The sequence below is a fragment of the Stenotrophomonas sp. SORGH_AS_0321 genome (assembly GCF_031453215.1).
Taxonomy (GTDB): domain Bacteria; phylum Pseudomonadota; class Gammaproteobacteria; order Xanthomonadales; family Xanthomonadaceae; genus Stenotrophomonas; species Stenotrophomonas chelatiphaga.
In genome coordinates this window covers 2,813,000-2,837,622 of the sequence record NZ_JAVIZG010000001.1, presented here as the reverse complement: position 1 = coordinate 2,837,622, position 24,623 = coordinate 2,813,000, and the positions used below count along the sequence as shown (strand labels likewise).

Sequence of the window (24,623 nt, the reverse complement as noted above, 5' to 3'; positions counted from 1 at the left end):
GTCAGATCAGTTCGGGGTGCTGCACCGGGCGGCGCCGATTGAGCAGCGGGTGCAGGAAGACCGCACCGACGATGACCGCCACGCCGACGTAGAACCAGCCGGCGACTTCATGTTGTTCGCGCAGCAGTACCACCGCCAGGATTACCGCATACACCGGTTCCAGGTTGGTCACCAGCTGCACGGTGTAGGCGCTGAGGTGGCGCAGCGCGACCAGCGCCAGGGCGAAGGGCAGCAGCGTGCAGAAGCCGGCCAGCACCAGCAGCAGGATGCCGTCATGCAGGTCCGGCAGCACCCATAGCGGGCTGGCGAGGGCGGGCAGCAGGAACGGCATCAACGGTGCCAGCAGGGTCAGGGTCAGGGTGCCGGCACCCAGTTCCAGCGCGGTGACGGTCAGTGGGTCGGCATGGCTGACCATGCGCTTGTTGAGCGAACCGAACACCGCCACCAGCAGGGCCGACATCGCGCCGACCAGCACTCCCAGGCGCATGCCCTCCGGGACGCCGCCGACCACCAGCGCCACGCCAGGCAGCACCGCGATGCCGAACAGCAGTTCGCGCAGCTGGAAGGGGCGCTTGGCCACCCAGGGTTCGATGATGGAGGTGAACACCGGAGCCAGCGCGATGCAGGTGGCGGCAACGGAGGCGTTGGCCAGCTTCACCGCGCCGTAGAAGGTGAGCCAGTGCAGCGCAACCAGGGCGCCGATCCCGGAGTAAGCCGCGACCACCCGCCATGGCATGTTGAGCAGGCCGCGCCACACCCGCGGCAGCAGCGCCAGCATGGCCACCACCAGCAGCATGCGCCACCACACCAGCGGCAGCGCGGGCAGCGTGATCAGCTTGCCGAGGATGGCGGTGATGCCCCACAGCAGCACGCAGAAATGGATCTGGAGAAGGGCTTTGCGGGTATCGGGGCTGCTCATCGCGGTATTGTGCGGCAAGCCAGCGTCGGCGGCGATGGGTCAGCGCGTGTCGCAGCGTTGTTGCAGGGCGATGGCGGCCGCGGGGTTGCGCTGCTTGCCTGCGCCGATGCACAGCAGGTAGACCTCGCGCGGCCTGCCTGCGGCCGGCGCTGCGATCAACGGAAGGTCGTCCACCGCATGGCCAGCGGCCCAGGCCTGTGCGCGCGCGGCCCAGCGTTGCTGCAGTGGCGCGGGCAGCCCGGCACGCAGGCGCGGCTGGCTGCGCTTGATCCGTGCGTAGACGAAGTCGGCGCTGACATCACCGTGCAGCGCCGCTTCCTGGCTGTCTTCGATGACCAAAGCCACCCCATGCAGGCGTGCGGCCTGCACCAGCGTGGCGTCCATCGCGGCAGCATTGCGCACCTCCACCGCGTGCTGCAACGGCACGCCCTGCAGCGTGGCGGGCAGGGAACCCATGAACGCCGCCAGTGCCTCGGCGTCGGCCGCGTGGCCCGGCGCGAACTGCCATAGCAGGGGGCCCAGCCGGTCGCCCAGGCCCAGCGCGGCCTGCAGGAAAGGCTGCGCGGCCTCGGCAACACCGGACAGATCACGCCCGCTGCACCAGGTAGCGCGGCGCCTTCATCGAAAAACGGAAGCCCGGCGGCGTCTGTGCGGCCCACTGCGCGCATTGCGCAGCGGTCGGGGTACGGTAGAACGTGCCGTTGATTTCAATGCAGCGCAGGGCGCGGCTGGCGAACCCCAGTTCTTCGCGCTGTGCCAGGCCCTCAGGATAGAAGACCCCGCCACGCCATTCGGGGAAGACCCAGCCGCCGATGCCGCAGCGGATTGCCGCCGCTGTCATGCGCGTGCCTGCACGCAGCGGCCGACGTCGGTTGCACCCACGAACACTTCCAGCGCATCGCGGTAGCGCAGGCACGGGATGATGGTCGAACCGTTGCTGGTCTGCTCGCGTGTATCCATGGCACCCTCCTTTGGCACGGGAAAGGCTGCGCTGGACCCCGTTACCATCATGAGAATTCCGTCGGCGGCTGTACCGCGCGGCAACCCAGCCTGGAGAAAGTGCGTGATGAAATTCCTGATCGGAGGCGCGATGCTGCTGGCCTGTACCACCCTGGCGACCGCGGCGACTCCGCCCCCGCTGCAGGACCTGGATGCCACGGTGGAGCGGGTACGCGCGCGCTTCGACGTGCCCGGCATCGCGGTGGCCGTGGTCAAGGATGGCAAGGTGGTGCTGGAGCAGGGCTGGGGCGTACGCGAGCAGGGCCGCCCGGAGCCGGTGCAGGCCGACACGCTGTTTGCCATCGCGTCCAACACCAAGGCATTCACCGCGCTGTCGCTGAACCTGCTGGCCGAACAGGGACTGCTGAAAATGGACGACAGGGTGATCGACCACCTGCCGTCGTTCCGCATGTCCGACCCGTTCGTGACCCAGCAGATGACCCTGCGCGACCTGCTGTCGCACCGCAGTGGACTGGGCCTGGGCGCCGGTGACCTGCTGTTCTGGCCGACCACCGCCTACAGCAACGCCGAGGTGGTGGAACGTTTGGGCAGGGTGCCGCTGAAAGGCGGTTTCCGCGAGCGTTATGCCTACGACAACATCCTGTACGCCGTCGCACAGCAGGTCATCGAGAAGGTCTCCGGACAGTCCTACCAGGCGTTCCTGCAGCAGCGCATCTTCGACAAGGTCGGCATGGCCGGCACCCGTTACAACGCCGATCATCTGCGCGCTGGCGACAACGCGGCGGTGGGCCACGCGAAGTTCGACTTCACCGACCTGCGCACGGTGGCACCGCTGACCTGGCAGAACAATGCCGGCGCCGGTGGCATCTACTCCAGCGTGCATGACATGGCGCGCTGGATGCAGGTGCAGCTGGCGCAGGGCCAGCTGGCCGACGGCAGTGCGCTGTTCACGGCGAAGAGCCAGCAGCAGATGTGGCAGATGATCACCCCGCAGGTGGTGGCCGAGCCGGCGGTACCGGAACTGGCGCCGGCGCGGCCGAACTTCGCCGGTTACGCCGAAGGCTGGAGCCTGAGCGATTTCCGCGGCCGCAAGCTGGTGTGGCATACCGGCGGCTGGCCGGGCATGGTGTCCCGGGTGACGCTGGTACCCGCCGAGAACCTGGGCGTGGTGGTGCTGACCAACCAGGAGGCCGGCGCGGCCTTCAATGCCATCACCCTGAGCGTGCTCGATGCCTATCTCGGCGGTGAGCGGCATGACTGGGTGGAAGCCTACGGCAAGGCGGTGGACAAGGGCCGGGACAAGGCCGACGCGGCCTGGGCCAGGCACCAGGCGGCACGCACCACGGGCAGCACCCCGTCACTGCCGCTGAAAGGCTATGCGGGCCGCTACCGCGACCGCTGGTACGGCGACATGCACGTCACCGGCAACGGCAAGGCGCTGCGCCTGCAGTTCGACAAGACCGCGCAGCTGGTCGGCACGCTGGAGCATTGGCAGCACGACACCTTCATCGTGCGCTGGGACGACCGCTCGCTCAATGCCGATGCGTTCGTCAACTTCAGCCTGGATCCGGACGGCAAGGTCCGCGAAGTGCGCCTGCAGGCGATCTCGGAGCTGACCGACTTCAGTTTCGACTTCCAGGATCTGTTGTTCGTGCCGCAGGGATGAGGCTGGCGTGGACAACGGCCAGCGGCCGTCACTACACGCCATGCATACGATGGGATAATCCACCCGTTACCCCGCTGTGAGCGACTGTGATGTTCCGCTGGTTTGAATCCCTGATCCCGGTCTTCCCGCCGGTGGACAAGCGCATGCCGCCGCGCAGCGTGTTCAAGTTCTACCTGTTCTATCTGCGCCCGGTGTGGCCGGTGCTGCTGGCAACGCTGGTCGCTGGCCTGCTGCTGGCGCTGGTGGAAGTGGCGATGTTCGATTTCCTCGGCCGCATCGTCGACATGGTCGCCGAGCAGCCCGGCGCCGGTTTCTTTCAGCGGCATGCGTCGGACCTGCTGTGGATGTTGGGGGTCTGCGTGATCGCCCGGCCGGTGCTGGTCGGGCTGCACAACCTGCTGGTCAACCAGGCCATCGTGCCGGGCCTGAGCAACCGCTCGCGCTGGCTGATGCACAACTACGTGGTGCGCCAGAGCCTGACCTTCTTCCAGAACGATTTCGCCGGCAGCGTGGCCAACCGGGTCATGCAGACGGGTACCTCGTTGCGCGAATCGGCGGTGCAGATGGTCGATTCGCTCTGGTACATCGTGGTCTATACCGGCACCGCGCTGTTCCTGTTCGCCCAGGCAGACTGGCGGCTGATGATCCCGCTGGTGCTGTGGATGCTGGCCTATGCGGTGATCATGGTGTACTTCGTGCCGCGTGCGAAAGAGCGCGCGTGGATCGCCTCCGAAGCGCGTTCCAAGGCGATGGGCCGCATCGTCGATGGCTATACCAACATCCCCACGCTGAAGCTGTTCGCCCATGGCGGACGCGAGCAGGCCTACGTCGCCGAATCGATCCAGGAACTGGCGGAGAAGCATCGCCGGCAGACGCGCATCACCAGCGGCATGGACCTGACCATCGCCATCGTCAACGGGTTCCTGATCGCAGGCACCTGCGGGCTGGCACTGTGGCTGTGGAACGATGGGCTGATCACGGTCGGTGCGATCACCCTGGCCACCGGCCTGGTCATCCGCATCCACAACATGTCCGGCTGGATCATGTGGACCATCAACGGCATCTTCGAAGACATCGGCACGGTGCAGGATGGCATCACCACCATTTCCCAGCCGCTGACGGTGCAGGACCGCGATGATGCCGTGCCGCTCAAGGTGAGTGCCGGCGGCGTGCACTTCCAGGACATCCATTTCCACTACGGCAAGCGCGGTGGGGTGATCGCCGGGCTGGACCTGAAGGTGAAGCCGGGCGAGAAGATCGGCCTGGTCGGGCCATCGGGCGCGGGCAAGTCCACCCTGGTCAACGTGCTGCTGCGCCTGTACGACCTGGAAAGTGGCCGTATCACCATCGATGGCCATGATATCGCCGGCGTCACCCAGGAAAGCCTGCGCGGCCAGATCGGCGTGGTGACCCAGGATACGTCGCTGCTGCATCGTTCGATCCGCGACAACCTGCTGTACGGGCGGCCGGAAGCGTCTGAAGAGGAACTGCGTGCGGCCGTGGCCAAGGCGCGTGCCGATGGCTTCATCGATTCACTGGTCGACGCCCAGGGCCGGCAGGGTTACAACGCCCTGGTGGGCGAGCGGGGGGTGAAACTCTCAGGTGGGCAGCGCCAACGCATCGCGATTGCCCGCGTGTTGCTGAAGGACGCGCCGATCCTGGTGCTGGACGAAGCCACGTCGGCGTTGGATTCGGAGGTGGAAGCGGCGATCCAGGACAACCTGGATGAGCTGATGGGCGGCAAGACGGTGATTGCCATTGCGCACCGGCTTTCGACCATCGCGCGGATGGACCGGCTGGTGGTGATGGACCAGGGGCGCATCGTGGAAACCGGCACGCATGCCGAGCTGGTCGCGGCGGGCGGTCTGTACGCGCGGCTGTGGGCACGCCAGACCGGTGGATTTGTCGCCGCCGAGGGCTAATGGGTAGCGCCGAGCCACGCTCGGCGGATGCCTTCCGTGGCGATCGAATCGGAAGCCGCCGAGCATGGCTCGGCGTCCCCTTGATGCGGCATTTCAGCTGCAGGGCGTGTCGGGCCCTGCAACCGGTTTCGCCAATGCTTCAGGCCGGGCGGCACCCGAGGAAGCGGTCGATCAGGAAGTTCTGTCCTGCCGCCCATTCACGCGTGCGCTGCATGGCCTGCCTCTGCGAGTTGGCCTCCACGTAATGGCTGTCGGCGATATCGCCTTCATGGATGTAATCACAGCGCCACGTTGATCCCGCGTGGGCAGAGAGGCTGGCGAAGGATAAAAGCAGGGTAGCGGCAATGGGCTTGATCATTCTGGTCACCTGGGGTTCGGGCCGGTGGCGGATTCCATCGGCTTGCCCATAGTCTTGTCTCGCGGCGGCAGGGCGTCGCCCGGCATTCGCAGCAGGTGCGGTCGGGCGCGGCCTCTCACGCTGGATCTGTGATGGCAATTAGACAGTGCCTGGTTACATCGTCAGAGATCCCGTTTTCTGGCATACCAGCGAAAGAAAAAGCGCCCCTCACGGGGCGCTTTGCGTTCAGCGTGCCAGCAGGCCTGCCCGGGATCGGACAGACGCACTTACTCGATCGGCTGGTCCAGCATCAGCTGGCGCGCGAAACGCACCGGCGGGGCGCCGTAGGACAGCATCTTGTCGTGGTAGGCCTTCAGGTTGAACTGGTCGCCCAGCTTTTCCTGCGCGGCCTTGCGCGTGTCGAAGTGTTCCTGCGCACCGACGAAGTAGGTCGGCAGTTGCGCCGACGTCAGCTGCGCGCGCACCCACTTGCCCGATGCTTCGCTTTCCTGCTGGAACGCATCGTGGGTCATCAGGTGCATCGCCTGTTCGCGCGTCCAGTTGTCCACGTGCACGCCCTGGTCCAGGATCGCGTTGGAAATGGTGCGCAGGTAGAACTTCAGCTGGACCAGGTGGAACAGCGGATCGTTGTCGAGATAACCCTGCTCCTGCATCATGCGCTCGGTATAGACCGCCCAGCCTTCGGCAAACAGGCCCGAGCGCAGCACCGCGCGCAGGGTGGACGGGAACTTGGCCGAATGCCAGCCTTCCAGGTAGTGGCCCGGGGTGCCTTCGTGGATGCTCAGCAGGTGGATCATGCGCGAGTTGTACTCGCGCAGGAACGAGTCGACCTGCTTGTCGTTCCAGTCATCCGGGATCGGCGAGACCGCGTAGAAGGTCTTCAGGTTCTTGTCCAGCGGACCGGGCGAATCACAGTAGGCCACGGCCACGCCGCGCTGGAATTCGGGCATCAGGATGATGTCCACCGGCGCATCGGGCAGGGTCATCAGGTCATGCTCGCGCACGAACGCGGTGGACTGGTCCAGTGCGGCCTTGGCATCTTCCACGACCTTGTCGCGGGCTGGCTTGTCGGCGTAGGCCAGTTCCAGCGCCGCTTCGATCGCCTTCTGCTGCTGCGCGTCGCTCGGCTGCGCCGGCATTTCCGGTGCACCCGGCTTGTCCTTCAGCACGGTCTGGGCGATGCCGTACATGTCCTGGCGCACGCGCTTGAGTTCGGCACGTGCACGCTCACCGATCTGCTGCCGCGACAGCGAGGAGTTCAGCGCGAACTTCAGCTTCTGGTCGTACAGCTCGGCGCCGACGCGGAACTCGCCCTTGGCATTGGGCACCAGGGTCTTGTCCAGCCACTGCTGCTGCTCGTCCACGGCCTTCTTCAGCCCATCGATGGCGGCCTGCAGGCGCTGCTGGTCGGCCTGCGGCAGTTCGCCGATGTGCGGGGTGATGAAGGTATCGACGATGCTGAGGATGCCGCGGTTCTGCTTGGCCACCGTTTCGGCATGGATCTTCGGCACGCGTGCCGGATCCAGGTTTTCGCGGGCCTGGGCGAAGATCGCCGGGATCTTCTCCATGCGCGCGGTCGCCGACTTCAGGCGCTCGGGGAGCGGTGCGAACTCGCGCGCCATCAGGCCGTAGATCGCGCTGCCGGCCAGGCCGTTGTACATCTGCGGATCCCACTTGGAGGACTGCAGCACTTCGGCATTCCAGATGTCCGACTGCAGCTGGTTGCGCAGGATCGCCGCATCCACCTGGTTTTCGCGGCCCAGCTTGGCCACGTCCATTTTCTCAAGCTCGGCGAGCAGGCCCTTGTAGGCGGTCAGGGTCTTCTGTTGCCCCGCGGCACTGAGATCGTCGATCTCGCTGTCGAAGCGGTGGTCGCCGATCTGCGTGGCACCCACCGGCGAGAGCTGCATCCAGCTGTCCAGGGCGCGCTTGGACAGATCGGCAAAGGCCGCATCGGCGGCCTGCGCCGGCGCGGCGGCGGGCGGGGTGGCGGACGCGGGGGCGTCGGCCTGCTGGCAGCCGCCGAGGGCAGCGATCAGGGCGAGGGCAAGGAGATGCTGGCGCATCGGCAATCCTGTCTTGGGGTCAATCGCCAAGCATAGGCCGGGGCCGTCGCCCTGTCTGCGTGCCAAAGGATTACCATCGTCGCATTCCCACGTGGAGGTGGATCATGCAGTACGAAGGAAGCTGCCATTGCGGCCGGATTGCGTTCACCGTGCAGGCCGATGAACCGGTCACCGAGGTCATCGACTGCAACTGTTCCCTGTGCCGCCGCCGCCGCGGGGGCCTGCTGTGGTTCGCCGCGCGCGAGGCCTTGGCGCTGTCCAGCGACCCCGCCCAGCTGGCGACTTACCAGTTCCACAAGCACCACTTGCAGCATCACTACTGCGCCCAGTGTGGCATCGCCCCGTTCAGCGAAGGCGTCGATCCCCGCAGTGGACAGGCCATGGTGGCGGTGAATGTGCGTTGCCTTCCTGGCGTGGCGCTGGATGGATTGACGGTGACGGCATTCAATGGAGCCGATGCGTGAGCTGTGCAACCGTGCGCTACCCGGCGCCTGCGGTGGCGGCAGCCGTTGTGCTGATGCTGGCCGGCTGCGGCAGGCACGAGGCAGCGGCCGATGCGGGTGCCGGCGCTGCCGGTGCGGTGATGTCCCCGGAAGGGGCATCGCTGGCCTACGAGCATGACCTGGACATCCGCCTGGACGCGGCGCAGATCGGGCCACGGGTCAAGCAGATCGCCGATGCCTGCCAGTCCGCCCGCTTCGGCGACTGCGCGGTGCTGCAGGTGGGTCAGCAGGGCGGCGAGTATCCCAGCGGTTCGATCCGCGTGCGCATCGCGCCGAAGGGCGTGGAGCCGCTCATTGGATTGGCCGGGCAGGGCGGCCAGGTGTCATCGCGCAACACCCATGCCGAAGACCTCGCCCAGCAGGTTGCGGATACGGCCTTGGCCAAGGCGCGGCTGCAGAAGGAGCACGAGCGCCTGCTTGCCTACCAGGACAGCAAGGACATCAAACTGGCGGACCTGCTGGTCATCACCCAGCGGCTGTCGGAAATCGAGGCGGGGGTGGAACAGGCCAACAAGGACGCGGCGCAGCAGCGCCGACGCATCGACACGCAGCTGGTGACGATGCAGTTCAACGCGCCGTCCGGACAGCGCAGCCGCAATGAAATCGGCATGGCGCTGTCCGAATCGGGAGCGATCCTGACCACCAGCATCGCGTACCTGATACGCGCCATCGCCGCGCTGCTGCCGGTGCTGGTGGTCGGCAGCATCGTCGGCTCGATCGGCCTGCGCCTGTGGCGCCGGCGACGTGCGCGCAGGGCGGGTTGACCCGCCCTTTCAACCGCGCCGGATCAGCCTTCGTCGGTCTCGTATTCGACGAACACATCCAGCTCCAGGGCGAGCTCCTGGACCGCATCGCGCACCTTCTGCGCGGTGCTTTCGTTGCCGACTTCCACTTCCAGTTCATGGCTGCCCGGGCCGATGTCATCGGACAGGCCGGCCGAACTGGAATCGTCGTCGTCCATCTTCGGCATCAGGTCGTCGGTCTCCTCGACATGCTCGATGCCTTCGATGCCCAGCAGCAGGTCGCTGATCGCACGCGCGTCGTCTTCAGATCCGGTAATTCGCAGTCGCAGCATTGGCATGGGATGGTCCTGGTGGGAAACAGGACCCCAGCCTAGCCAGCGGCCGGAAAAGAGCGGGTGACGGTGGAACCGGGCCGTTGCTCACGCGTCCTGTACGGCACGCCCCGGCGGCTGCGGTGGTGGCGCCGGCATCGGCGTGCGCTCGTCGAGCGCTTCGCGCAGCAGCCAGTCGATGAAGGGGCGTGCCGGGGGCGAGGGCGCCTGCGTATCACTGTTCACTACGTAGTACGCATAGCGCGCCTTCATCACCGGGCCCGGCAGGCGCACCACCTCGTTGCGTTGCAGGTAGGGCTGGGCGATGTGCCGGCGCGCCAGCACCGCGCCCATGCCGTACACCGCTGCGCGCATGGCATCGGTGCTGTCGGCGAAGGTATGCACCGGCGGCAGCGCTGCCGGCACGCGTACGCCCGCATGCCGGAACCAGTCCCGCCAGCCCTGCGGTGACAGATCACTGAGCAGCGGCAGGCGGGCGATGGGCGCAGGGTCCTGCAGGCCGTGCACGCCGGCCAGCGCCGGTGAGGCGACCGGGAAGAGGTCATCGTCCATCAGGTGGCGCGCGTGCAGGCCGGGCCATTGTCCCAGCCCGTAGCGGATGCCGACCTCGGGCCCATTGTCGTCGAAGCGGTCCAGGCCGCTGCCGGTGTGGAGTTCGATCCGCACCTGCGGATGCAGCCCGGTAAAGCGTGGCAGGCGCGGCAGCAACCAGCAGTAGGACAGCGAGCGCAGCGTGGTGATCCGCAACGGCACGCTGTCGGCGTGCGGCCTGAGATGGCTGGCGACCGTGGCCAGGTCGGACAGCGCGGCGCTGGCCGCATCGGCCAACTGGCGACCTTCGGCGGTGAGGCGCACACCGCGCGCATGGCGCAGGAACAACGCGCTGCCGAATTGCTGTTCGAGGCGGCGCACCTGGTGGCTGACCGCGCTGGCGGTGAGGCTCAGCTCCTGCGCGGCGGCGGCGAAGTTCTGGTGGCGCGCGGCAACGGCGAACACACCGAGGGCGGGCAGCAGGGACGGGCGCAGGAGCATGGCGAGCCTCAAAGCCGGATTTGTGGCTGGCAGCGATACTACGCGCTTGCGGGCCCTGCGCAGCAGCGCGAAGCTGGGCAACCCGACAGCAGGAGAGCGGCATGGTGGTGCAGGTGATTCCCAGGAGGCAGCCATGAGCGCGTTGCCGCAGGCGCTGGAACGCGACTGGCGTACGCCACTGGAGCTGACCCTGCTGGGCGCCATCTGGGGCTGCTCGTTCCTGTTCATGCGCGTAGCCGTGCCCCACTTCGGTCCCTATGCGCTGGTGGAAGTGCGGCTGGTGCTCGGCGCGCTGGTGCTGCTGCCGTTCCTGTGGCGTGCGCGGGCGCAGTTCCCGGCGCGTCGCTGGCTGTGGTTGGCGCCGATCGGGCTGATCAATTCCGCCGTGCCCTTCGTGCTTTTCGCGTGGGCTGCCGAACGGGCACCAGCGGCGATCGGGGCGATCTGCAATGCGATGACGGTGCTGTTCGCCGCGCTCATCGCCTTCCTGTTCTTCGGCGAAAAAATCGGCATGCGACGCGCACTTGCGCTGCTGGTCGGGTTCAGTGGCGTAGTGGTGCTGGCTACCGCCAAGGTCGCCGGGCTGAGCATTGGCGCGGCGGTCGTCGCCGGTGCGCTGGCGTCGCTGCTGTATGGCCTGGGCGTGAACCTGGTGAAGCGCCACATGACCGGCCTGCCGCCGGCGGCGTCGGCGGCGGCAACGCTGGGATGCGCTTCGTTGTGGATGCTGCCGATGGCGCTCACCCATTGGCCGCAGGGCCCGGTGCCGGGCGCTGCATGGGCCTGCGCGGTGGCGCTGGGCGTGGTCTGTACCGGGCTGGCCTTCCTGATGTTCTACCGGCTGATCGCCCGCATCGGCCCCTCGCGCGCCTCCACCGTGACCTACCTGGTGCCGCTGTTCGGCGCGGCGTTCGCCTGGCTGTTGCTGGGCGAGCCGGTCACCCTGCAGATGCTGCTGGCCGGCGCACTGATCCTGGGCAGCGTGGCGGTCAGCCAGCGCCGCTGAGCGTCACCGCACCGGCACCGGGATGTTGCACAGATCGATGTGCCCGGCCGGCCGTTTGTAGAAATCATCGACACGGTTGCGACGGGCTTCCACGGTATCGGCGAAGGTTTTCGAGTCGGTGCGCAGCACCTGGATCGGCGTGCGTTCGGCGGCGGGCACGTCGCTGGCGCGGCGTATCGCGGTGATCGGCGTGCGCTGCTGCGGGTCGGCATAGAAGCCCATCGGCGCCGGGCCCCGCGGCAGGGCGCTGAGCAGTTCCATGCCCTTCAGCACGCGGCCGACCACGGTGATGTTGCGGTCCAGCTGGCGCGGCGACTGGCCGGTGACCACGTACAGTTCGGCGCCCACGCTGCTGTCTTCGTCGTTGTTGCGGCCGGCGCCCAGCGCGCCATAGCAGTGCGCCAGCCAGGTCCTGCCGTCCTTCGTATCCTGGCCGACCGGGAAGCCGTCGACGAAACCGGTGCGTGCCGCCCAGCCATCGCGATCGGGCAGCGGGCTGACCTTCAAATCCCGCCGTGGCGCGTTCGAATTCGGCCGGCAGTTTCTTCTGCGCCGATCCCAGTGGCCGGGCCTTGGCGGCGTCGTCGGCGTCGGCATCGCCGAACTGCACCACGAAGTTGTCCTGCGACCGGTAGATGCTGGTGCCGTCCCAGAAATGTTCGTGGGCGAAGGTCTGGATGTTGGCCACGTGGCGCGGCGCGAACTGCGGCGCCAGCTCGATGATCACCCGTCCGGCCGGCAGGTCCATGTACAGCAGGTTGGCCGGGTCCGGCGTGCGCCAGTCGCGGTCGGGTGCGGCTTCCAGGATCTGCTGCGCGCTGCGGTAGGGCGTGGCCGCCGGGGCCAGCGAAGGCAGCAGGCAGGTGGCCAGGGCAAGCGCCAACAGGGCGGGGCGACGGTCCATGGTGAGCCTTTCAGGAAAGAGAGCCCGATCATGCGCGAGGCCACGGTTTCCTGCCAGCGCCGGGCACGGCGGCTGCACGACACCGTGACGTCCGGCCTATTCCACTAGGTTGAACTCCGCACTAGTGTTCACTTCAACGTAGTGGAGATGCCGCCATGGTCGATGAAGAGATCCAGCTGAAGAAGTTCCAGAAGGAGCTCAGTGCGGGGACCGTGTCGCTGGCGCTGATGGCAGTGTTGGCCAAGGCACCGGAGCCGCTGTACGGCTACCTGATCGCCAAGGAACTGGAGCAGGTGGGCGAGGGCGTGCTGAGTGGCAAGCAGAGCGCGCTGTACCCGGTGCTGCGCAACCTGGAAGGCGCCGGGTTGCTGCAAAGCCACGTGGAGCCCTCCACCAGCGGTCCGCCGCGACGTTACTACCGCATCACCGAGCAGGGACGTGCCGTGCTGGAGCAGTGGATCCAGGCCTGGCGTGCCACCCGCGATTCCGTCGATTCCGTTCTGGAGGGCGTACTGCAATGAACATCGAGCACACCATGGGCAGGACCCTGCCGGCGACCATTCCCGATTACCTGGCGCAGCTGCGCGCGGCGCTGCACGATGCCGACCCGGCGATGGTCCAGGACGCGCTGTACGACGCCGAGGAGTACCTGCGTTCGGAACTGGCGGCGCAGCCGGGGCGCAGCGAGGGCGAGGTGATCGCCGACGTGGCCGGCAGCTACGGCGCGCCGGACGAGGTGGCCGACATCTACCGCGAAACCGAGCTGACGGTGACCCGCGCGCTGCGCACGCCGAAGACCCCACTGGGCACCCGCGTGACGGCCGCCCCGGCAGTGGCCAGCGGCTTTGATGCGGTTCCGCCGGCAGCAGGCGCTGCGGCACCGGGTCCGTCCATCCCGGATCCGCCGCCGCCGCCACCGCGCTCGCTGGCGGCGCGCTTCTTCGGTGTGGTGGTGGATCCGCATACCTATGGCGCGCTGTTCTACATGCTGCTTTCGCTGGCGACGGGCACCTTCTTCTTCAGCTGGGTGGTCACCGGCCTGTCGCTGTCGCTGGGCCTGCTGATCCTGATCATCGGCGTACCGGTGGCCGTGCTGTTCTTCGGCTCCATCCGCGGGCTGTCGCTGCTGGAAGGGCGGCTGGTGGAAGTGCTGCTGGGTGAGCGCATGCCGCGACGCCCACGCTTCAGCGACCGCAGCCGCAGCTGGATGCAGCGGATCGGCGATATGTTCACCGATGGCCGCACCTGGCTGACCCTGCTGTACTTCGTGCTGATGCTGCCGCTGGGCATCGCCTACTTCACCGTGGCAACGACGTTGCTGGCGCTGTCGCTGGCCTTGATCTGGTCGCCGGTGGCGGTGTGGTTCCCGGGTGCCTACACCGGGGTGACCATCAACGGCCTGCCGCTGCTGGAAGGGGCCTGGGCGACGCCGCTGCTGGCCCTGGCTGGCGGGCTGCTGCTGTTCGGCACGCTGCACCTGGCGCGGGCGGTCGGCCGCATGCACGGCACCCTGGCCAAGCACCTGCTGGTACGGTTGTAAGCGCGATGGACGTGACGGCCGGAGCGGCCCGGTAGTGACGGCCGCTGGCCGTCACTCCGCCGCGCTCGCCGAGCGTGGCTCGGCGCTACCTTGCCGCTTCCCCGGTCGTGACGGCCGCTGGCCGTCAGCGCCAACGCCGGCCGTCAGCCGGCTTTCCGCCGCAGCGGGGTGACGTTGCTTTTCTTCTTCGGCTTCGCCGCCGCCGGTGCTTCGGCATTGGCGGCGAAGAAATCACGAACCTTCGGGTACACCACCTCGCGCCAGCGGCGGCCGCTGAAGATGCCGTAATGGCCGGCGCCTTCGACGATGAAATGCTCGCGACGGTCTTCGGCGATGCCCGTGCACAGCGACTGCGCCGCTTCGGTCTGGCCGAGTCCTGCGATATCGTCCAGCTCGCCTTCGATGCTCAGCAGCGCCGTATCGCGGATGGCCGAAGGATCGACCTTCTCACCCTTGATGTACCACTCGCCACGCGGCAGCAGGAAGTCCTGGAACACCACGCTGATGGTATCCAGGTAGTACTTGGCCGGCATGTCCAGCACCGCGTTGTACTCGTCGTAGAAACGACGGTGCGCATCGGCGTCTTCCAGGTCGCCCTTGACCAGGTCGGCATAGAAATCCCAGTGCGAGCTGAAATGCCGGCTGGGGTTCATCGACAGGAAGCCGGCGTGCTGCAGGAAGCCCGGATACACACGGCGGCCGGCGCCGGGGTAGCTCGGCGGCACGGTGTGGATGACGTTGTTTTCGAACCACGACAGCGGGTTCTGGGTGGCCAGGTTGTTCACTGCGGTCGGGCTGCAGCGCGCATCGATCGGTCCGCCCATCATCACCAGCGACTTCGGCGTGGGTTCACCGCGGCTGGCCATCAGCGAAACCGCCGCCAGCACCGGTACGGTGGGCTGGCACACGCTCACCACGTGCAGCCGCTCTACGCCGAGGTGGCGGATGAACTCCTGGATGTACTCCACGTAATCATCCAGCCCGAACTCGCCTTCGCTGCCCGGGACCATGCGTGCATCGACCCAGTCGGTCACGTACACGCGGTGGTCGCGCAGCAGGGTGCGCACGGTGTCGCGCAGCAGCGTGGCGTGGTGGCCGGACAACGGCGCCACCACCAGCACGAACGGCTGGTTGAGCATGGTGTGCAGCTGGTCGGCTTCGTTGCTGTGGCGCTTGAAGCGCAGCAGCTTGCAGAACGGCTTGCTGACCTCTTCGTGGACCACGATCGGCACGCGCTCGCCGTCCACGTCGATCTCGTTGATGCCCCACTCGGGCTTCTCGTAATCCTTGCCGAGGCGGTGGAACAGCTCGTTCATCGCCGCCAGGCGATCGGCACCGGGCATCTGCCCCCACCAGTGGCCGGCATTGTTGAAGAAGTGGGCATTCGCCTGGGCCTGGTGGACCCAGGGGGCCAGCAGATTACGGGTCAGTTCGTGGAGCTGGTAGAGCATATTGACTCAATATGTATGGTCATATGTTGCCGCGCAGCATACCTGATCCGGCGCCGCGGAATATTAACTGGGGTCGCAGATCCGGACGACGCCGGTTCAGGCCTTTTCCAGGGCTGCGGCTTCCTGGCCCAGTGCGGCACCCAGCCAGCAGTGCGACCCGATCGGCGTCAGGCCGTGCTTGCCCAGTTCGCGCCGGTACCAGCGTGCCGGGCGCGGATGGAAGCCGTCATGGTCTCCTTCGAAGTCGTCCTCGGCGGCGAAGGTCTCCAGGAAGGCCACGCCGCCGGTCAGCTCGCCGATGCCGGCCAGCCCGGCGCGCAGTTCGCGGTCGGGCACGTAATGCATCACATCCGAGCAGACCAGCAGGTCCACCGGCGCGCAGGGCCGCAGCCAGGCGAAGTCGCCGAAGCTGGCCGGGTGCAGGTTGCGGGTGCGCCCGTAGCGGCCCACTGCGTAGTCGCTGCTGTCGAACCCCAGGTAGCTGAGCTTGGGGCGCAGCTTGAGCAGCGGCGCGCGCCATGCACCTTCACCGCAGCCGATGTCCAGCACGCTGCGGATCGGGCGTTCCAGGTAGTACTCGGCGCTGGCCACGGCCAGGGCGACCTTGCGCGCCAGCCGCGCGCTGCCGCCGATATCGGCGCGCCGGTACCAGTGCTGGAAATAAGCGGCGTCGTAGGTCTTGTGCATGTACGTGGCTCTGCGCATCGGTGAAAATGGTGCTCATCCTACGCCAGCCGCTGGAGCGAGCACATGCAGTCCTACTTCTGGGTCAAGACCTTCCACCTGGTGTTCGTGGTGGCCTGGATGGCGACGGTGTTCTACCTGCCGCGCATCCTGGTCAACATCGCCGAGACGGCGGGGCAGGCGGCAGTGAGTGAACGCCTGCAGCTGATGGGGCGGCGCCTGTACCGCTTCGGCCACAGCATGTTCGGGCTGGCCTTCGTGCTGGGGCTGGTGCTGTGGCTGGGCTACCGGGTCATTCCGGATTTCCCGACCATGGTGGCACCGGGCGGGGCCGGCTGGCTGCACGCCAAGCTGGGCCTGGTGGTGCTGCTGATGGCGTATTTCATCTGGATCGGGCGGCTGCTCAAGGGCGTGGCCAAGGGCCGGGCGCTGCCGTCATCGCGCGCGCTGCGCTGGATCAACGAGATCCCGCTGCTGGCCTTCATCCCGATCGTCTGGCTGGTGCTGGCCAAGCCGTTCTGAGCCACGACCGAGCGCCGGCGCGCCGGTTGGCTGGTAGCGCCAAGCCAAGCCATGCTCGCGAGCGTCAAGCGCGGCCGACGTCAGGGGTAGTGAAATTGAACGGAGAGCTGCCGAGCATGGCTCGGCGCCATCACCAAATCCGTTCCTCCACTCTCCGCACTGGAGTCGAAGAATCTGCTGATGCAGTGCCATCTGAAATCGGTAGGTGCCTGGAGGAGGTACCCATCACGGCGCCGGCAGGAAACCGCATGATCCGGTCACGCAACGACACCGTGCTTGCACGAGCGAGAACGAACGAGATGATGGCTTCCCAGTCAGAAGCGGTGTTGGTAACTATGCGCTGCGGCATGGCAAACGTCGTGGTGTGTGGACAGAATGAAGGCGTTACGACGAAGGCTTTGTCCGGCTCTTTGGCGCCATCGAGGCATAGTTGGAAGGGCACTCATAGGAACCAGCATCAACGCGTTCTGATCGGCGAAGTGGCATCTCAATAGCATCAATGCCACGAATCCCTGAACCGCGTAGAGAAGCTGCGGACGAGTGCGATTGCGCCCCAATGGGCACAATCGCCGGATGGGTCGATGCCGTAAGGAAGTTACCTTGGATTCTCCTGGAAGGGCGGTTTTACCGTAACAACTCCCGTGCAGCGTCCAACACAGCCGCCGGATCCGCCAAGGTTGGCGCCGCCGCCGCCGCCGCCGCCGCCGCTGCCATCATTTCTGCCACCTTCGCCACCACCGCCGCCACCGCCTGGTGGAGTGTTGTCCTTGGTGCCGCCGCCCATGAAGTCACCAGAGTCTGTCAATGTGTACGTCGTACAGAACGTGCCCGCGCATACGGTAACAGTGTCATTTGTGAGCAGTCTATTTCCAGCGTACTGCATTCTTGTTTTGAACTCTTTCAAGAAGGCCAGTGTTGGCACCTCAGGCATGTAAGGTGCAACTTTGCATGCATCGCAATGGAACGGCCCCCAGTTTCTTGGAGGGGCCCATTCGGCTGCCAACGCCAGTCCCGCAATTATCAGTCCCGTACCTGCCAAGGAAGCTGCCAGGGATTTTTTGTTCCCAAATTTCATTGATACAAAACTCCAATTATAGTGTGCAGCACGAGTTGTAGATGCTCCGCGAGAGCGCTATTCCCGACTCCCGCTGTTTTGCCGAGAGATTACTCTCCAGGTTTCCTATCAGCGCGGGGCCTGATGAGTCTGGATGTATCATGTTGGCAGCGAGCGCGTATGCATAAGCGATTTCGAGGTTTTGATCGACTAATATTCCATTCTCGTAGGCGCTTGATAGTCGAGAAATAGCATCGATGTTTCCTGTTCCTGCGACCTCTTGCAGATATGAGATGGATTGATCTTTCCATCTCATTACTTTTTCAGGGTTTCTTAATTGGTCAGTAGAGTCGCCGATGATGGAATTGGTGTCGATTGCGTAATAGAGTTTTGCTTCCATTGATCCTTGCTGTGCTGCAATCTCGAGCCACTTCTCTTCTGTTACAGTCCGTGCAGTGGAAAGTCCTGCGCATTCGGAAATCTTGCGCTCTATTTTCTCCAGATTCCTGATATGGCTTGTGCCGCTGGCGCCAGCAGAAGGTCCGCGGTCAGCAGGCCCGCTCAAATAGTTGCGACAGTCAGAAACGGCGAGATAGATGTCGAATGTCGCGAGTGCATCGCCTGATTCGGATCTGGGCATGAGACTCATGACGTAAGAAAGGGCATCACCCGGAGGGCGCGCGTCTTCCATGCGCACTATTTGATAGGTCGTCGCGCTGATCGGCTGGAATACCATTGGATCAATCTTCTTTCTGGCCTCGTCAATTGATCCTCGCAGTATTGGCGGCGCCGCCCCGCTTCCAATGGGGCGTACCCATTTCTGCTCTGAACTGCTGGCGCTCGGCCTTGAACTGTTCTGTTCTTTTCGTACTTCTCTCGCCGCGAAGTGGAATATAGAGAGTACTATCCCAAGGCACAGCGTACTGGCTAGGGCGTATTTAGCTTTCATTCCGTGCGATCTCGTTGTTAGCTTCCAACAGGTAAGAGGCTGGGATCGGAAGTTTAAATTGAACTTTGAGCGGTTCGCTTATATGTCGATCAGATGCTTTCCAAGCAAGGTGGTGGGGGCTGTGTATTACAGCGTTGGCTTGCTCCGGCAAGCTATTTCGTTCCAATCGAATTGCTTTCTGTCCATAAATCGAGCATATGGCAATCCGCACGGTTGGGTTTGTTGCTCTGATGTTTCAAAGCAATGATGGCGATTTATCTCGTGGAGCGGTGGGCGCTATTGGCGTGCTCCTGGTTGGTTATTCAGTCGTCGGTGGGGTGTTCAATCTAATCCATGGCTTTCATTCGAGATAGCAGATTTCGCGCGAACTTTGGCATCCCCGTAAGGGTGCCGGATATTAATGCTGTTTCACACGCTGGTTTAAAGGTCAGCGCACGCTGCAAGTGCTTGCCTATGGCCCGGCCAGGCTTCACGTGCGCGTCCGCGTAGCGCCCGATTGAGGGGTCGCTGGTGCTGTTTTTTCCGAGTGCAGCTGGGGTGGTTCGTTATCCAATGCCCATTATCTCGGGAGCCCCCACGCTAGGGTCTGTTCCTCGGATTCTTTTCCGATGCATCTTGGCGATGATCGGTCCGATGGGCTTTCGGTTAGGACTTGTCGACCCCTGAGCACTGGGTGTGCTTGAGGAGGGGGGGCGTCGGTGGTCGCCGGCGCGATTGGCTATAGTCGTCAGATAAGCAGGGCTCGCGCATAAGCGAGCCGTACGCGGGGAGGCGCGGCAATGGCGCCGTGCTAACAAGGTGCCCAACCGCACCACGGTTGCACCTAATAAAAATGCCGCCGTCGTTATAGAAAAACGACTCAGTCGATTACATCGCGCTATTCAAGTCGCGGCTTTTCGAGATTCGTGCGATCGCGCAGCACCGTCTGCGTCAGGCACCGCAGCACCGGATTGGAGAGTCGCCGAGCATGGCTATGCCGGTCTTCCTGACCGGCACCCTTGCGGGCCGTCGCAAGCGACGTTGGCAGCGGCTCCTGTCGCTGCCTTCGGAGCTACCAGGGCGAACAGCCGCCGGGCATAGCCAGCCGCCGCAGGTTACGCGGCTTCGTAGGTGCCGTAGCTGCGCAGGCGCGTATAGCGCTTGGCCAGCAGTTCGTCGGTCGGCAGTTCCTGCAGCGCGTCCAGTTCGTTGACCAGCACGGCCTTCAGGCGCTTGGCCATCTGCACCGGGTTGCGGTGTGCGCCGCCGGTCGGCTCGCGCACCACCTTGTCCACCAGGCCCAGCCCCTTCAGGCGCGGAGCGGTCAGGCCCAGCTGCTCGGCGGCGTCCTTGGCCTTGGTGGCATCCTTCCACAGGATCGAGGCGCAGCCTTCCGGGCTGATCGTCGAATACACGCTGTATTCCAGCATGATGGTGCGGTCGCCCACGCCCAGCGCCAGCGCGCCGCCGGAGCCGCCTTCGCCGATCACCGTGCAGATCACCGGCACCTTCAGCTCGGCCATCTCCATCAGGTTGCGGGCAATGGCTTCGGACTGGCCACGGGATTCTGCGTCGATGCCCGGCCAGGCGCCGGCGGTGTCGATCAGGGTCAGCACCGGCAGGCCGAAGCGCTCGGCCATCTTCATCAGGCGCAGCGCTTTGCGGTAGCCCTCCGGCTTGGGCATGCCGAAGTTGCGCTTGATCTTTTCCTTGGTGTCGCGGCCCTTCTGGTGGCCGATCACCATGACCGCGCGGCCATTGATGCGGGCCAGGCCGCCCATGATCGCCTTGTCGTCGGCGAAGGCACGGTCGCCGGCCAGTTCCTGGAACTCGTCGAACATCAGGTGCAGGTAGTCCTGCGTGTACGGACGCGACGGATGGCGGGCCAACTGCAGCACCTGCCACGAGGTCAGGTTGCGGAAGATCTGCGCGGTGCGCGTGCGCAGCTTGCCGCGCAGGGCCGTTACTTCGGCTTCAACGTTGACCGCCGGGCCGGCGCTGGCGCTGCGCAGCTCCTGGATCTTGGCTTCCAGGTCGGCGATGGGTTGCTCGAAGTCGAGGTAGTTCGGATTCATCGGAAGCCGTCGTATGAATGTAAGGAGGGAAGTTTAGCCGAATGCGTGGGGATGCCCCGTACGCCGTCGTCTGGTCAGCTCGCCCACGGCGGGCTGTAGCGCACCTTCACGGTGCGCACGGCCGGGTCGGCGCGCAGGGCCTGGATCAGCCGGGAATCGATGCGTACGGCGCTCTCGCCGCCCACGTCCAGCATGCCGGCCAGCGAGCCTTCCTGGTCCTTCAGCAGCAGGTCCAGGCGCAGGGGCGTGCGGCCGGGGCGATGGCGGTCGAGCAGGGCATTGACGCGCTCCCAGACCGGGCGTTCGCGGCGCAGGTCCACGCGCAGCGACAGCCGCGTTGCGTAGTTCGCGCAGACCTCGTCGAAGTCCCAGCACTGGCGGATGCGCAGGGCGAAGCCGCCATTGAATTCGTCTTCGCGCAGGCCGCCCTTGACCACCAGGATGCGGTCCTTGGTCATCAGGTGGCCGAACTCGGCCATCGCGTCGGAGAACGCACTGCATTCGACCCGGCCGCGACCGTCTTCAAGCTGGATGAAGATCTGGCTTTCGCCCTTGCGGCGCACCCCGACCACCTGGCCGGCCAGCACCGTCTGCACTTCCGGGCGCCAGCGCTTTTCGCCACCGCCGCCGCCGCCGCTGGCGGCACTCCAGATCTTCTCGACCGCGCCCAGGTCGGTGCCGACCAGGTCGCGCACATCGTCGCGATGCGGATCGAATGGATGCCCGCTTAGGTAGAAGCCCAGCGTATCGCGCTCACCGGTCAGCCGCTGCAGCAGCGGCCATTCGTCGGTTTCCTGCAGTTCCAGGTGGATCGCCGGTGCATTCGGATCCGGGCCGCCGAACAGCGAGTTCTGGCCCGATGCGCGTTCGCGCGCCATCTGCTCGGTGGCCTTGATCACTTCGGGCAGTTGCAGGGCCAGCGAGGCACGGTTGCGCCCCAGCTCGTCCAGCGCCCCGCAGTTGATCATCGCTTCCAGCGTGCGCCGGTTGAGCTTGGCCGAGCCGATGCGCGTGCAGAAATCCAGCAGGTCGGTGTAGGCACCCTTCTGCAGGCGCTCGTCGACCACCGCTTCGCAGGCGCCCTGGCCAACGCCCTTGATCGCGCCGAGGCCGTACTGGATGGTGTCCGGGGTGGCCGCTTCGAACATGTAGGCCGACTGGTTGACCTTGGGCGGCAGCACGGTCAGGCCGAGGTTGCGCACCTCGTCCAGGAAGCCGACCACCTTCTCGGTGTTGTCCATGTCCGAAGACAGCGTGGCGGCCATGAACTCGGCCGGGTAATGCCGTTTCAACCAGGCCGTCTGGTAGCTGACCAGCGCGTAGGCGGCGGCGTGCGATTTATTGAAACCGTAGCCGGCGAACTTCTCCATCAGGTCGAAGATCGCATCGGCCTTGGCCTCGCCGACGCCGTCCTTGGCCGCGCCTTCGCGGAAGATCTCGCGGTGCTTGGCCATCTCGGCCGGCACCTTCTTGCCCATCGCACGGCGCAGCAGGTCGGCGCCGCCCAGCGAGTAACCGCCGACGATCTGCGCCATCTGCATCACCTGCTCCTGGTACACCATGATGCCGTAGGTGTCGCGCAGGATGCGCTCGGTGCGCGGATCGGGGTACTCCACTTCCTCGCGCCCATGCTTGCGGTCGACGAAGGACGGAATCAGGTCCATCGGGCCGGGACGGTACAGCGACACCAGCGCGATCAGGTCTTCGAAACGGTCGGGCTTGGCGTCCTTCAGCAGGCGGCGCATGCCGGAGGATTCGAACTGGAACACCGCACCGGTATTGCCGGAGGCGAAGATGTCCTTGTAGGTCGGCGCATCGTCCAGCGGCAACTGGGTGATGTCCAGCGGCGGGATGCCGGCGCGCTCGTGGCGCTTGTTGATCGCCTTCACTGCCCAATCGATGATGGTCAGCGTGCGCAGGCCGAGGAAGTCGAACTTCACCAGGCCGACTTCTTCCACGTCGTTCTTGTCGAACTGGGTCACCGGATTGCGGCCGATGCCGTTTTCGTCGTGTTCGGCGAACAGCGGGCAGAACTCGGCCAGCGGCTCGGGCGCGATCACCACGCCGCCGGCGTGCTTGCCGGCGTTGCGGGTCAGGTCTTCCAGCTGCCGCGCCAGGTCGATCAGGTCGCGGACATCGTCCTCGCTCTGGTAGCGCTGGATCAGCTCCGGCGAGGCCATCTCGCTGTCCTTGCCTTCGCCCATCGCATCCTTCAGCGAAATGCCCAGGATGTTGGGGATCAGCTTGGCCACGCTGTCCACCAGGCCGTACGGGAAGCCCAGCACGCGCCCGCAGTCGCGCACCACGGCCTTGGCCGCCATCGTGCCGTAGGTGATGATCTGGCTGACCCGCTCGCGGCCGTACTTGCGCGCAACGTAGTCGATGACTTCGTCGCGGCGGTCCATGCAGAAGTCGATGTCGAAGTCGGGCATCGACACGCGTTCGGGGTTGAGGAAGCGCTCGAACAGCAGATTGTAGGGCAGGGGATCCAGATCGGTGATCTGCAGCGCCCAGGCCACCAGCGAACCGGCACCGGAACCGCGGCCCGGACCGATCGGGATGCCCTGGTTCTTGCCCCACTGGATGAAGTCGGCCACGATCAGGAAGTAGCCGGGGAAGCCCATCTTGATGATGGTATCCAGCTCGAATTCCAGGCGCTCGCTGTAGTCCTGCAAGGTCATGCCAGGCGCTACGGGATTCTTCTCCATGCGCAGCGCCAGCCCCTTGCGCGCTTCGCTGCGGATCCAGCTGTCCAGCGTTTCGTCGTCGGGCACCGGGTAGTTGGGCAGGAAGTAGGTGCCCAGCCGCATTTCGATGTTGCAGCGCTCGGCCAGCGCGCGGGTGTTGTCGATCGCATCGGGGATGTCGGCGAACAGCGCGCACATCTCCTCGGACGACTTCAGGTACTGCTGGTCGCTGTAGTCGCGCGGACGCTTGGGATCATCCAGTACGCGGCCGGAGGCGATGCACACGCGCGCTTCGTGGGCGCTGAAATCAGTCGGTGCGAGGAAGCGCACATCGTTGCTGGCGATCACCGGCAACCCACGCTGGCCTGCGGCCATCAGCGCGAACTGGTTGAACGCCTCTTCGCCCTCGCGCCCGGTACGGGTCAGTTCCAGGTGCAGGCCATCGCCGAACACGCGCTGCCAGTCGGCCAGTTGCTGTTCGGCGAGGTCATGCTTGCCGGCGGCGGCCAGGCGTCCGGCCAGGCTGTCGCGGCCACTGAGGGCGAACAGGTTCTGGCAGCCGGCTTTCAACCATTCCGGGTGCACGGCCACGCCGCCTTCGGAGCGATGGCCTTCCATCCACGCGCGGGTCAGCAACCGCGACAGGCTGAGGTAGCCCTCGCGGTCACGGCACAGCAGGGTCATCCGCCAGGGGTCCTGGCCTTCTTCGGCGATCATCACATCGGCGCCGGCGATGGGCTTGATGCCCACGCCTTCGGCGGCCTTGTAGAACTTGACCAGCGCGAACAGGTTGTTCAGGTCGGTGACGGCCAACGCGGGCAGGCCGAGTTCGACCGAGCGTGACAGCAGGTTGGCCTGTTTGGCTTTCTTCGGGTCAGCCTGTTCCGGCTTCGCCGGCACGCGGATGGTGGAATCCGCCAGCGAAAACTCGGTGTGGACGTGGAGATGGACGAAACGGGAGTTGGACATGCCGGACCAGGTTGGAGCGCACCGGCCCCGGGAGCAGGCGTAGGAACGGCCGCCGGGGTCACAGGTGCGCAGGAGTGCCCGCTCAGGGTAGCGGCGGGGGGCTATACGGACAAGGTCTTGACGTGGGGGGTGTTGCGCGCTGCGCGCGGGCTTTGAAGCCAGAGCCAACGGCAACGGCAACGGCAACGGCCAGAGAGCGACAGCTGCGGGACTGCTTGTTGGTGGGGCGGGGTGGGTTTGCGGGAATCGCCGTGAATCCGTCCATGGAGGCTCGCCATCCGCATCCATGCGGATGAGCGTTC

General features: G+C 65.6%; 20 protein-coding genes and 2 pseudogenes. 8 read left to right on the top strand and 14 right to left on the bottom strand.

Annotation, left to right across the window (positions count from 1 at the left end; genetic code table 11):
- Nucleotide 1 precedes the first annotated feature (1 nt).
- The 3 genes and pseudogenes from QE373_RS12785 to QE373_RS12775 all read right to left on the bottom strand — a co-directional run bounded on the left by QE373_RS12785 (nt 2) and on the right by QE373_RS12775 (nt 1,879).
- The gene (locus QE373_RS12785; protein WP_123699479.1) at nt 2-919 is read right to left on the bottom strand and encodes a DMT family transporter; all 918 of its coding nucleotides are present in this window, start codon (nt 917-919) and stop codon (nt 2-4) included.
- Nucleotides 920-958: 39 nt separating this feature from the next.
- Nucleotides 959-1,760 (bottom strand): annotated as a pseudogene (locus tag QE373_RS12780) (DUF72 domain-containing protein).
- Nucleotides 1,757-1,879, bottom strand: a complete 123-nt coding sequence (locus tag QE373_RS12775) for a hypothetical protein (protein WP_309687106.1) — start codon at nt 1,877-1,879, stop codon at nt 1,757-1,759. The pseudogene QE373_RS12780 and the gene QE373_RS12775 overlap by 4 nt, the downstream one beginning before the upstream one ends.
- Before the next feature lie 106 nt (nt 1,880-1,985).
- Between QE373_RS12775 and QE373_RS12770 the strand changes: the two genes are divergently transcribed.
- Complete coding sequence (locus QE373_RS12770; protein ID WP_309687103.1) at nt 1,986-3,545, top strand: serine hydrolase; 1,560 nt, start codon at nt 1,986-1,988, stop codon at nt 3,543-3,545.
- Nucleotides 3,546-3,634: 89 nt separating this feature from the next.
- The gene (gene smrA, locus QE373_RS12765) at nt 3,635-5,467 is read left to right on the top strand and encodes a multidrug efflux ABC transporter SmrA (RefSeq protein WP_309687100.1); all 1,833 of its coding nucleotides are present in this window, start codon (nt 3,635-3,637) and stop codon (nt 5,465-5,467) included.
- Nucleotides 5,468-5,606: 139 nt separating this feature from the next.
- Here the strand turns inward: smrA and QE373_RS12760 are convergent, their stop codons facing one another.
- Complete coding sequence (locus QE373_RS12760; protein ID WP_309687096.1) at nt 5,607-5,825, bottom strand: hypothetical protein; 219 nt, start codon at nt 5,823-5,825, stop codon at nt 5,607-5,609.
- Nucleotides 5,826-6,091: 266 nt separating this feature from the next.
- Nucleotides 6,092-7,891 (bottom strand): DUF885 domain-containing protein, encoded by a 1,800-nt coding sequence (locus tag QE373_RS12755; protein ID WP_309687094.1) that lies wholly within the window; start codon nt 7,889-7,891, stop codon nt 6,092-6,094.
- A 104-nt stretch (nt 7,892-7,995) separates the two neighbouring features.
- Here QE373_RS12755 and QE373_RS12750 point away from each other — a divergent pair, with 104 nt between their 5' ends.
- A complete protein-coding gene (locus QE373_RS12750) occupies nt 7,996-8,355 on the top strand; it encodes a GFA family protein (protein ID WP_309687091.1) in 360 nt (119 codons plus the stop codon).
- Between the two features lie 53 nt (nt 8,356-8,408).
- Nucleotides 8,409-9,158 (top strand): DUF4349 domain-containing protein, encoded by a 750-nt coding sequence (locus QE373_RS12745; RefSeq protein WP_309689790.1) that lies wholly within the window; start codon nt 8,409-8,411, stop codon nt 9,156-9,158.
- A 23-nt stretch (nt 9,159-9,181) separates the two neighbouring features.
- Here QE373_RS12745 and QE373_RS12740 read toward each other — a convergent pair whose 3' ends face one another.
- Both QE373_RS12740 and QE373_RS12735 read right to left on the bottom strand, forming a co-directional pair.
- A complete protein-coding gene (locus QE373_RS12740) occupies nt 9,182-9,475 on the bottom strand; it encodes a hypothetical protein (protein ID WP_309687088.1) in 294 nt (97 codons plus the stop codon).
- Nucleotides 9,476-9,556: 81 nt separating this feature from the next.
- The gene (locus QE373_RS12735) at nt 9,557-10,501 is read right to left on the bottom strand and encodes a LysR substrate-binding domain-containing protein (protein WP_309687086.1); all 945 of its coding nucleotides are present in this window, start codon (nt 10,499-10,501) and stop codon (nt 9,557-9,559) included.
- Between the two features lie 133 nt (nt 10,502-10,634).
- On the opposite strand from QE373_RS12735, the gene QE373_RS12730 reads away from it, so the two are divergent.
- On the top strand, nt 10,635-11,507 hold the full coding sequence (locus QE373_RS12730) for a DMT family transporter (RefSeq protein WP_309687083.1): 873 nt from the start codon (nt 10,635-10,637) through the stop codon (nt 11,505-11,507).
- A gap of 3 nt (nt 11,508-11,510) precedes the next feature.
- On the opposite strand, the pseudogene QE373_RS12725 reads toward QE373_RS12730, so the two are convergent.
- A pseudogene (locus tag QE373_RS12725) lies at nt 11,511-12,411 on the bottom strand (peptidylprolyl isomerase).
- 155 nt (nt 12,412-12,566) lie between these two features.
- On the opposite strand from QE373_RS12725, the gene QE373_RS12720 reads away from it, so the two are divergent.
- Both QE373_RS12720 and QE373_RS12715 read left to right on the top strand, forming a co-directional pair.
- Complete coding sequence (locus QE373_RS12720) at nt 12,567-12,932, top strand: PadR family transcriptional regulator (RefSeq protein ID WP_057508663.1); 366 nt, start codon at nt 12,567-12,569, stop codon at nt 12,930-12,932.
- A complete protein-coding gene (locus tag QE373_RS12715; RefSeq protein WP_309687079.1) occupies nt 12,929-13,951 on the top strand; it encodes a sensor domain-containing protein in 1,023 nt (340 codons plus the stop codon). The genes QE373_RS12720 and QE373_RS12715 overlap by 4 nt, the downstream gene beginning before the upstream one ends.
- A gap of 143 nt (nt 13,952-14,094) precedes the next feature.
- Here the strand turns inward: QE373_RS12715 and phaZ are convergent, their stop codons facing one another.
- Nucleotides 14,095-15,402 (bottom strand): polyhydroxyalkanoate depolymerase, encoded by a 1,308-nt coding sequence (gene phaZ, locus QE373_RS12710; RefSeq protein ID WP_123699469.1) that lies wholly within the window; start codon nt 15,400-15,402, stop codon nt 14,095-14,097.
- 96 nt (nt 15,403-15,498) lie between these two features.
- The gene (locus tag QE373_RS12705) at nt 15,499-16,089 is read right to left on the bottom strand and encodes a class I SAM-dependent methyltransferase (RefSeq protein WP_057508660.1); all 591 of its coding nucleotides are present in this window, start codon (nt 16,087-16,089) and stop codon (nt 15,499-15,501) included.
- A 63-nt stretch (nt 16,090-16,152) separates the two neighbouring features.
- Between QE373_RS12705 and QE373_RS12700 the strand changes: the two genes are divergently transcribed.
- The gene (locus tag QE373_RS12700; RefSeq protein WP_057508659.1) at nt 16,153-16,608 is read left to right on the top strand and encodes a CopD family protein; all 456 of its coding nucleotides are present in this window, start codon (nt 16,153-16,155) and stop codon (nt 16,606-16,608) included.
- Between the two features lie 595 nt (nt 16,609-17,203).
- On the opposite strand, the gene QE373_RS12695 is transcribed toward QE373_RS12700, so the two are convergent.
- From QE373_RS12695 to dnaE, 4 genes are all read right to left on the bottom strand, one after another.
- The gene (locus tag QE373_RS12695) at nt 17,204-17,683 is read right to left on the bottom strand and encodes a hypothetical protein (RefSeq protein ID WP_309687072.1); all 480 of its coding nucleotides are present in this window, start codon (nt 17,681-17,683) and stop codon (nt 17,204-17,206) included.
- A gap of 16 nt (nt 17,684-17,699) precedes the next feature.
- Nucleotides 17,700-18,611 carry a hypothetical protein gene (locus tag QE373_RS12690; protein ID WP_309687069.1) on the bottom strand — a complete coding sequence of 304 codons (912 nt, stop codon included), beginning with the start codon at nt 18,609-18,611 and terminating at the stop codon, nt 17,700-17,702.
- Nucleotides 18,612-19,705: 1,094 nt separating this feature from the next.
- Complete coding sequence (locus QE373_RS12685) at nt 19,706-20,665, bottom strand: acetyl-CoA carboxylase carboxyltransferase subunit alpha (protein ID WP_057508658.1); 960 nt, start codon at nt 20,663-20,665, stop codon at nt 19,706-19,708.
- Nucleotides 20,666-20,739: 74 nt separating this feature from the next.
- Complete coding sequence (gene dnaE, locus QE373_RS12680; protein ID WP_309687066.1) at nt 20,740-24,321, bottom strand: DNA polymerase III subunit alpha; 3,582 nt, start codon at nt 24,319-24,321, stop codon at nt 20,740-20,742.
- Between the last annotated feature and the right edge of the window lie 302 nt (nt 24,322-24,623).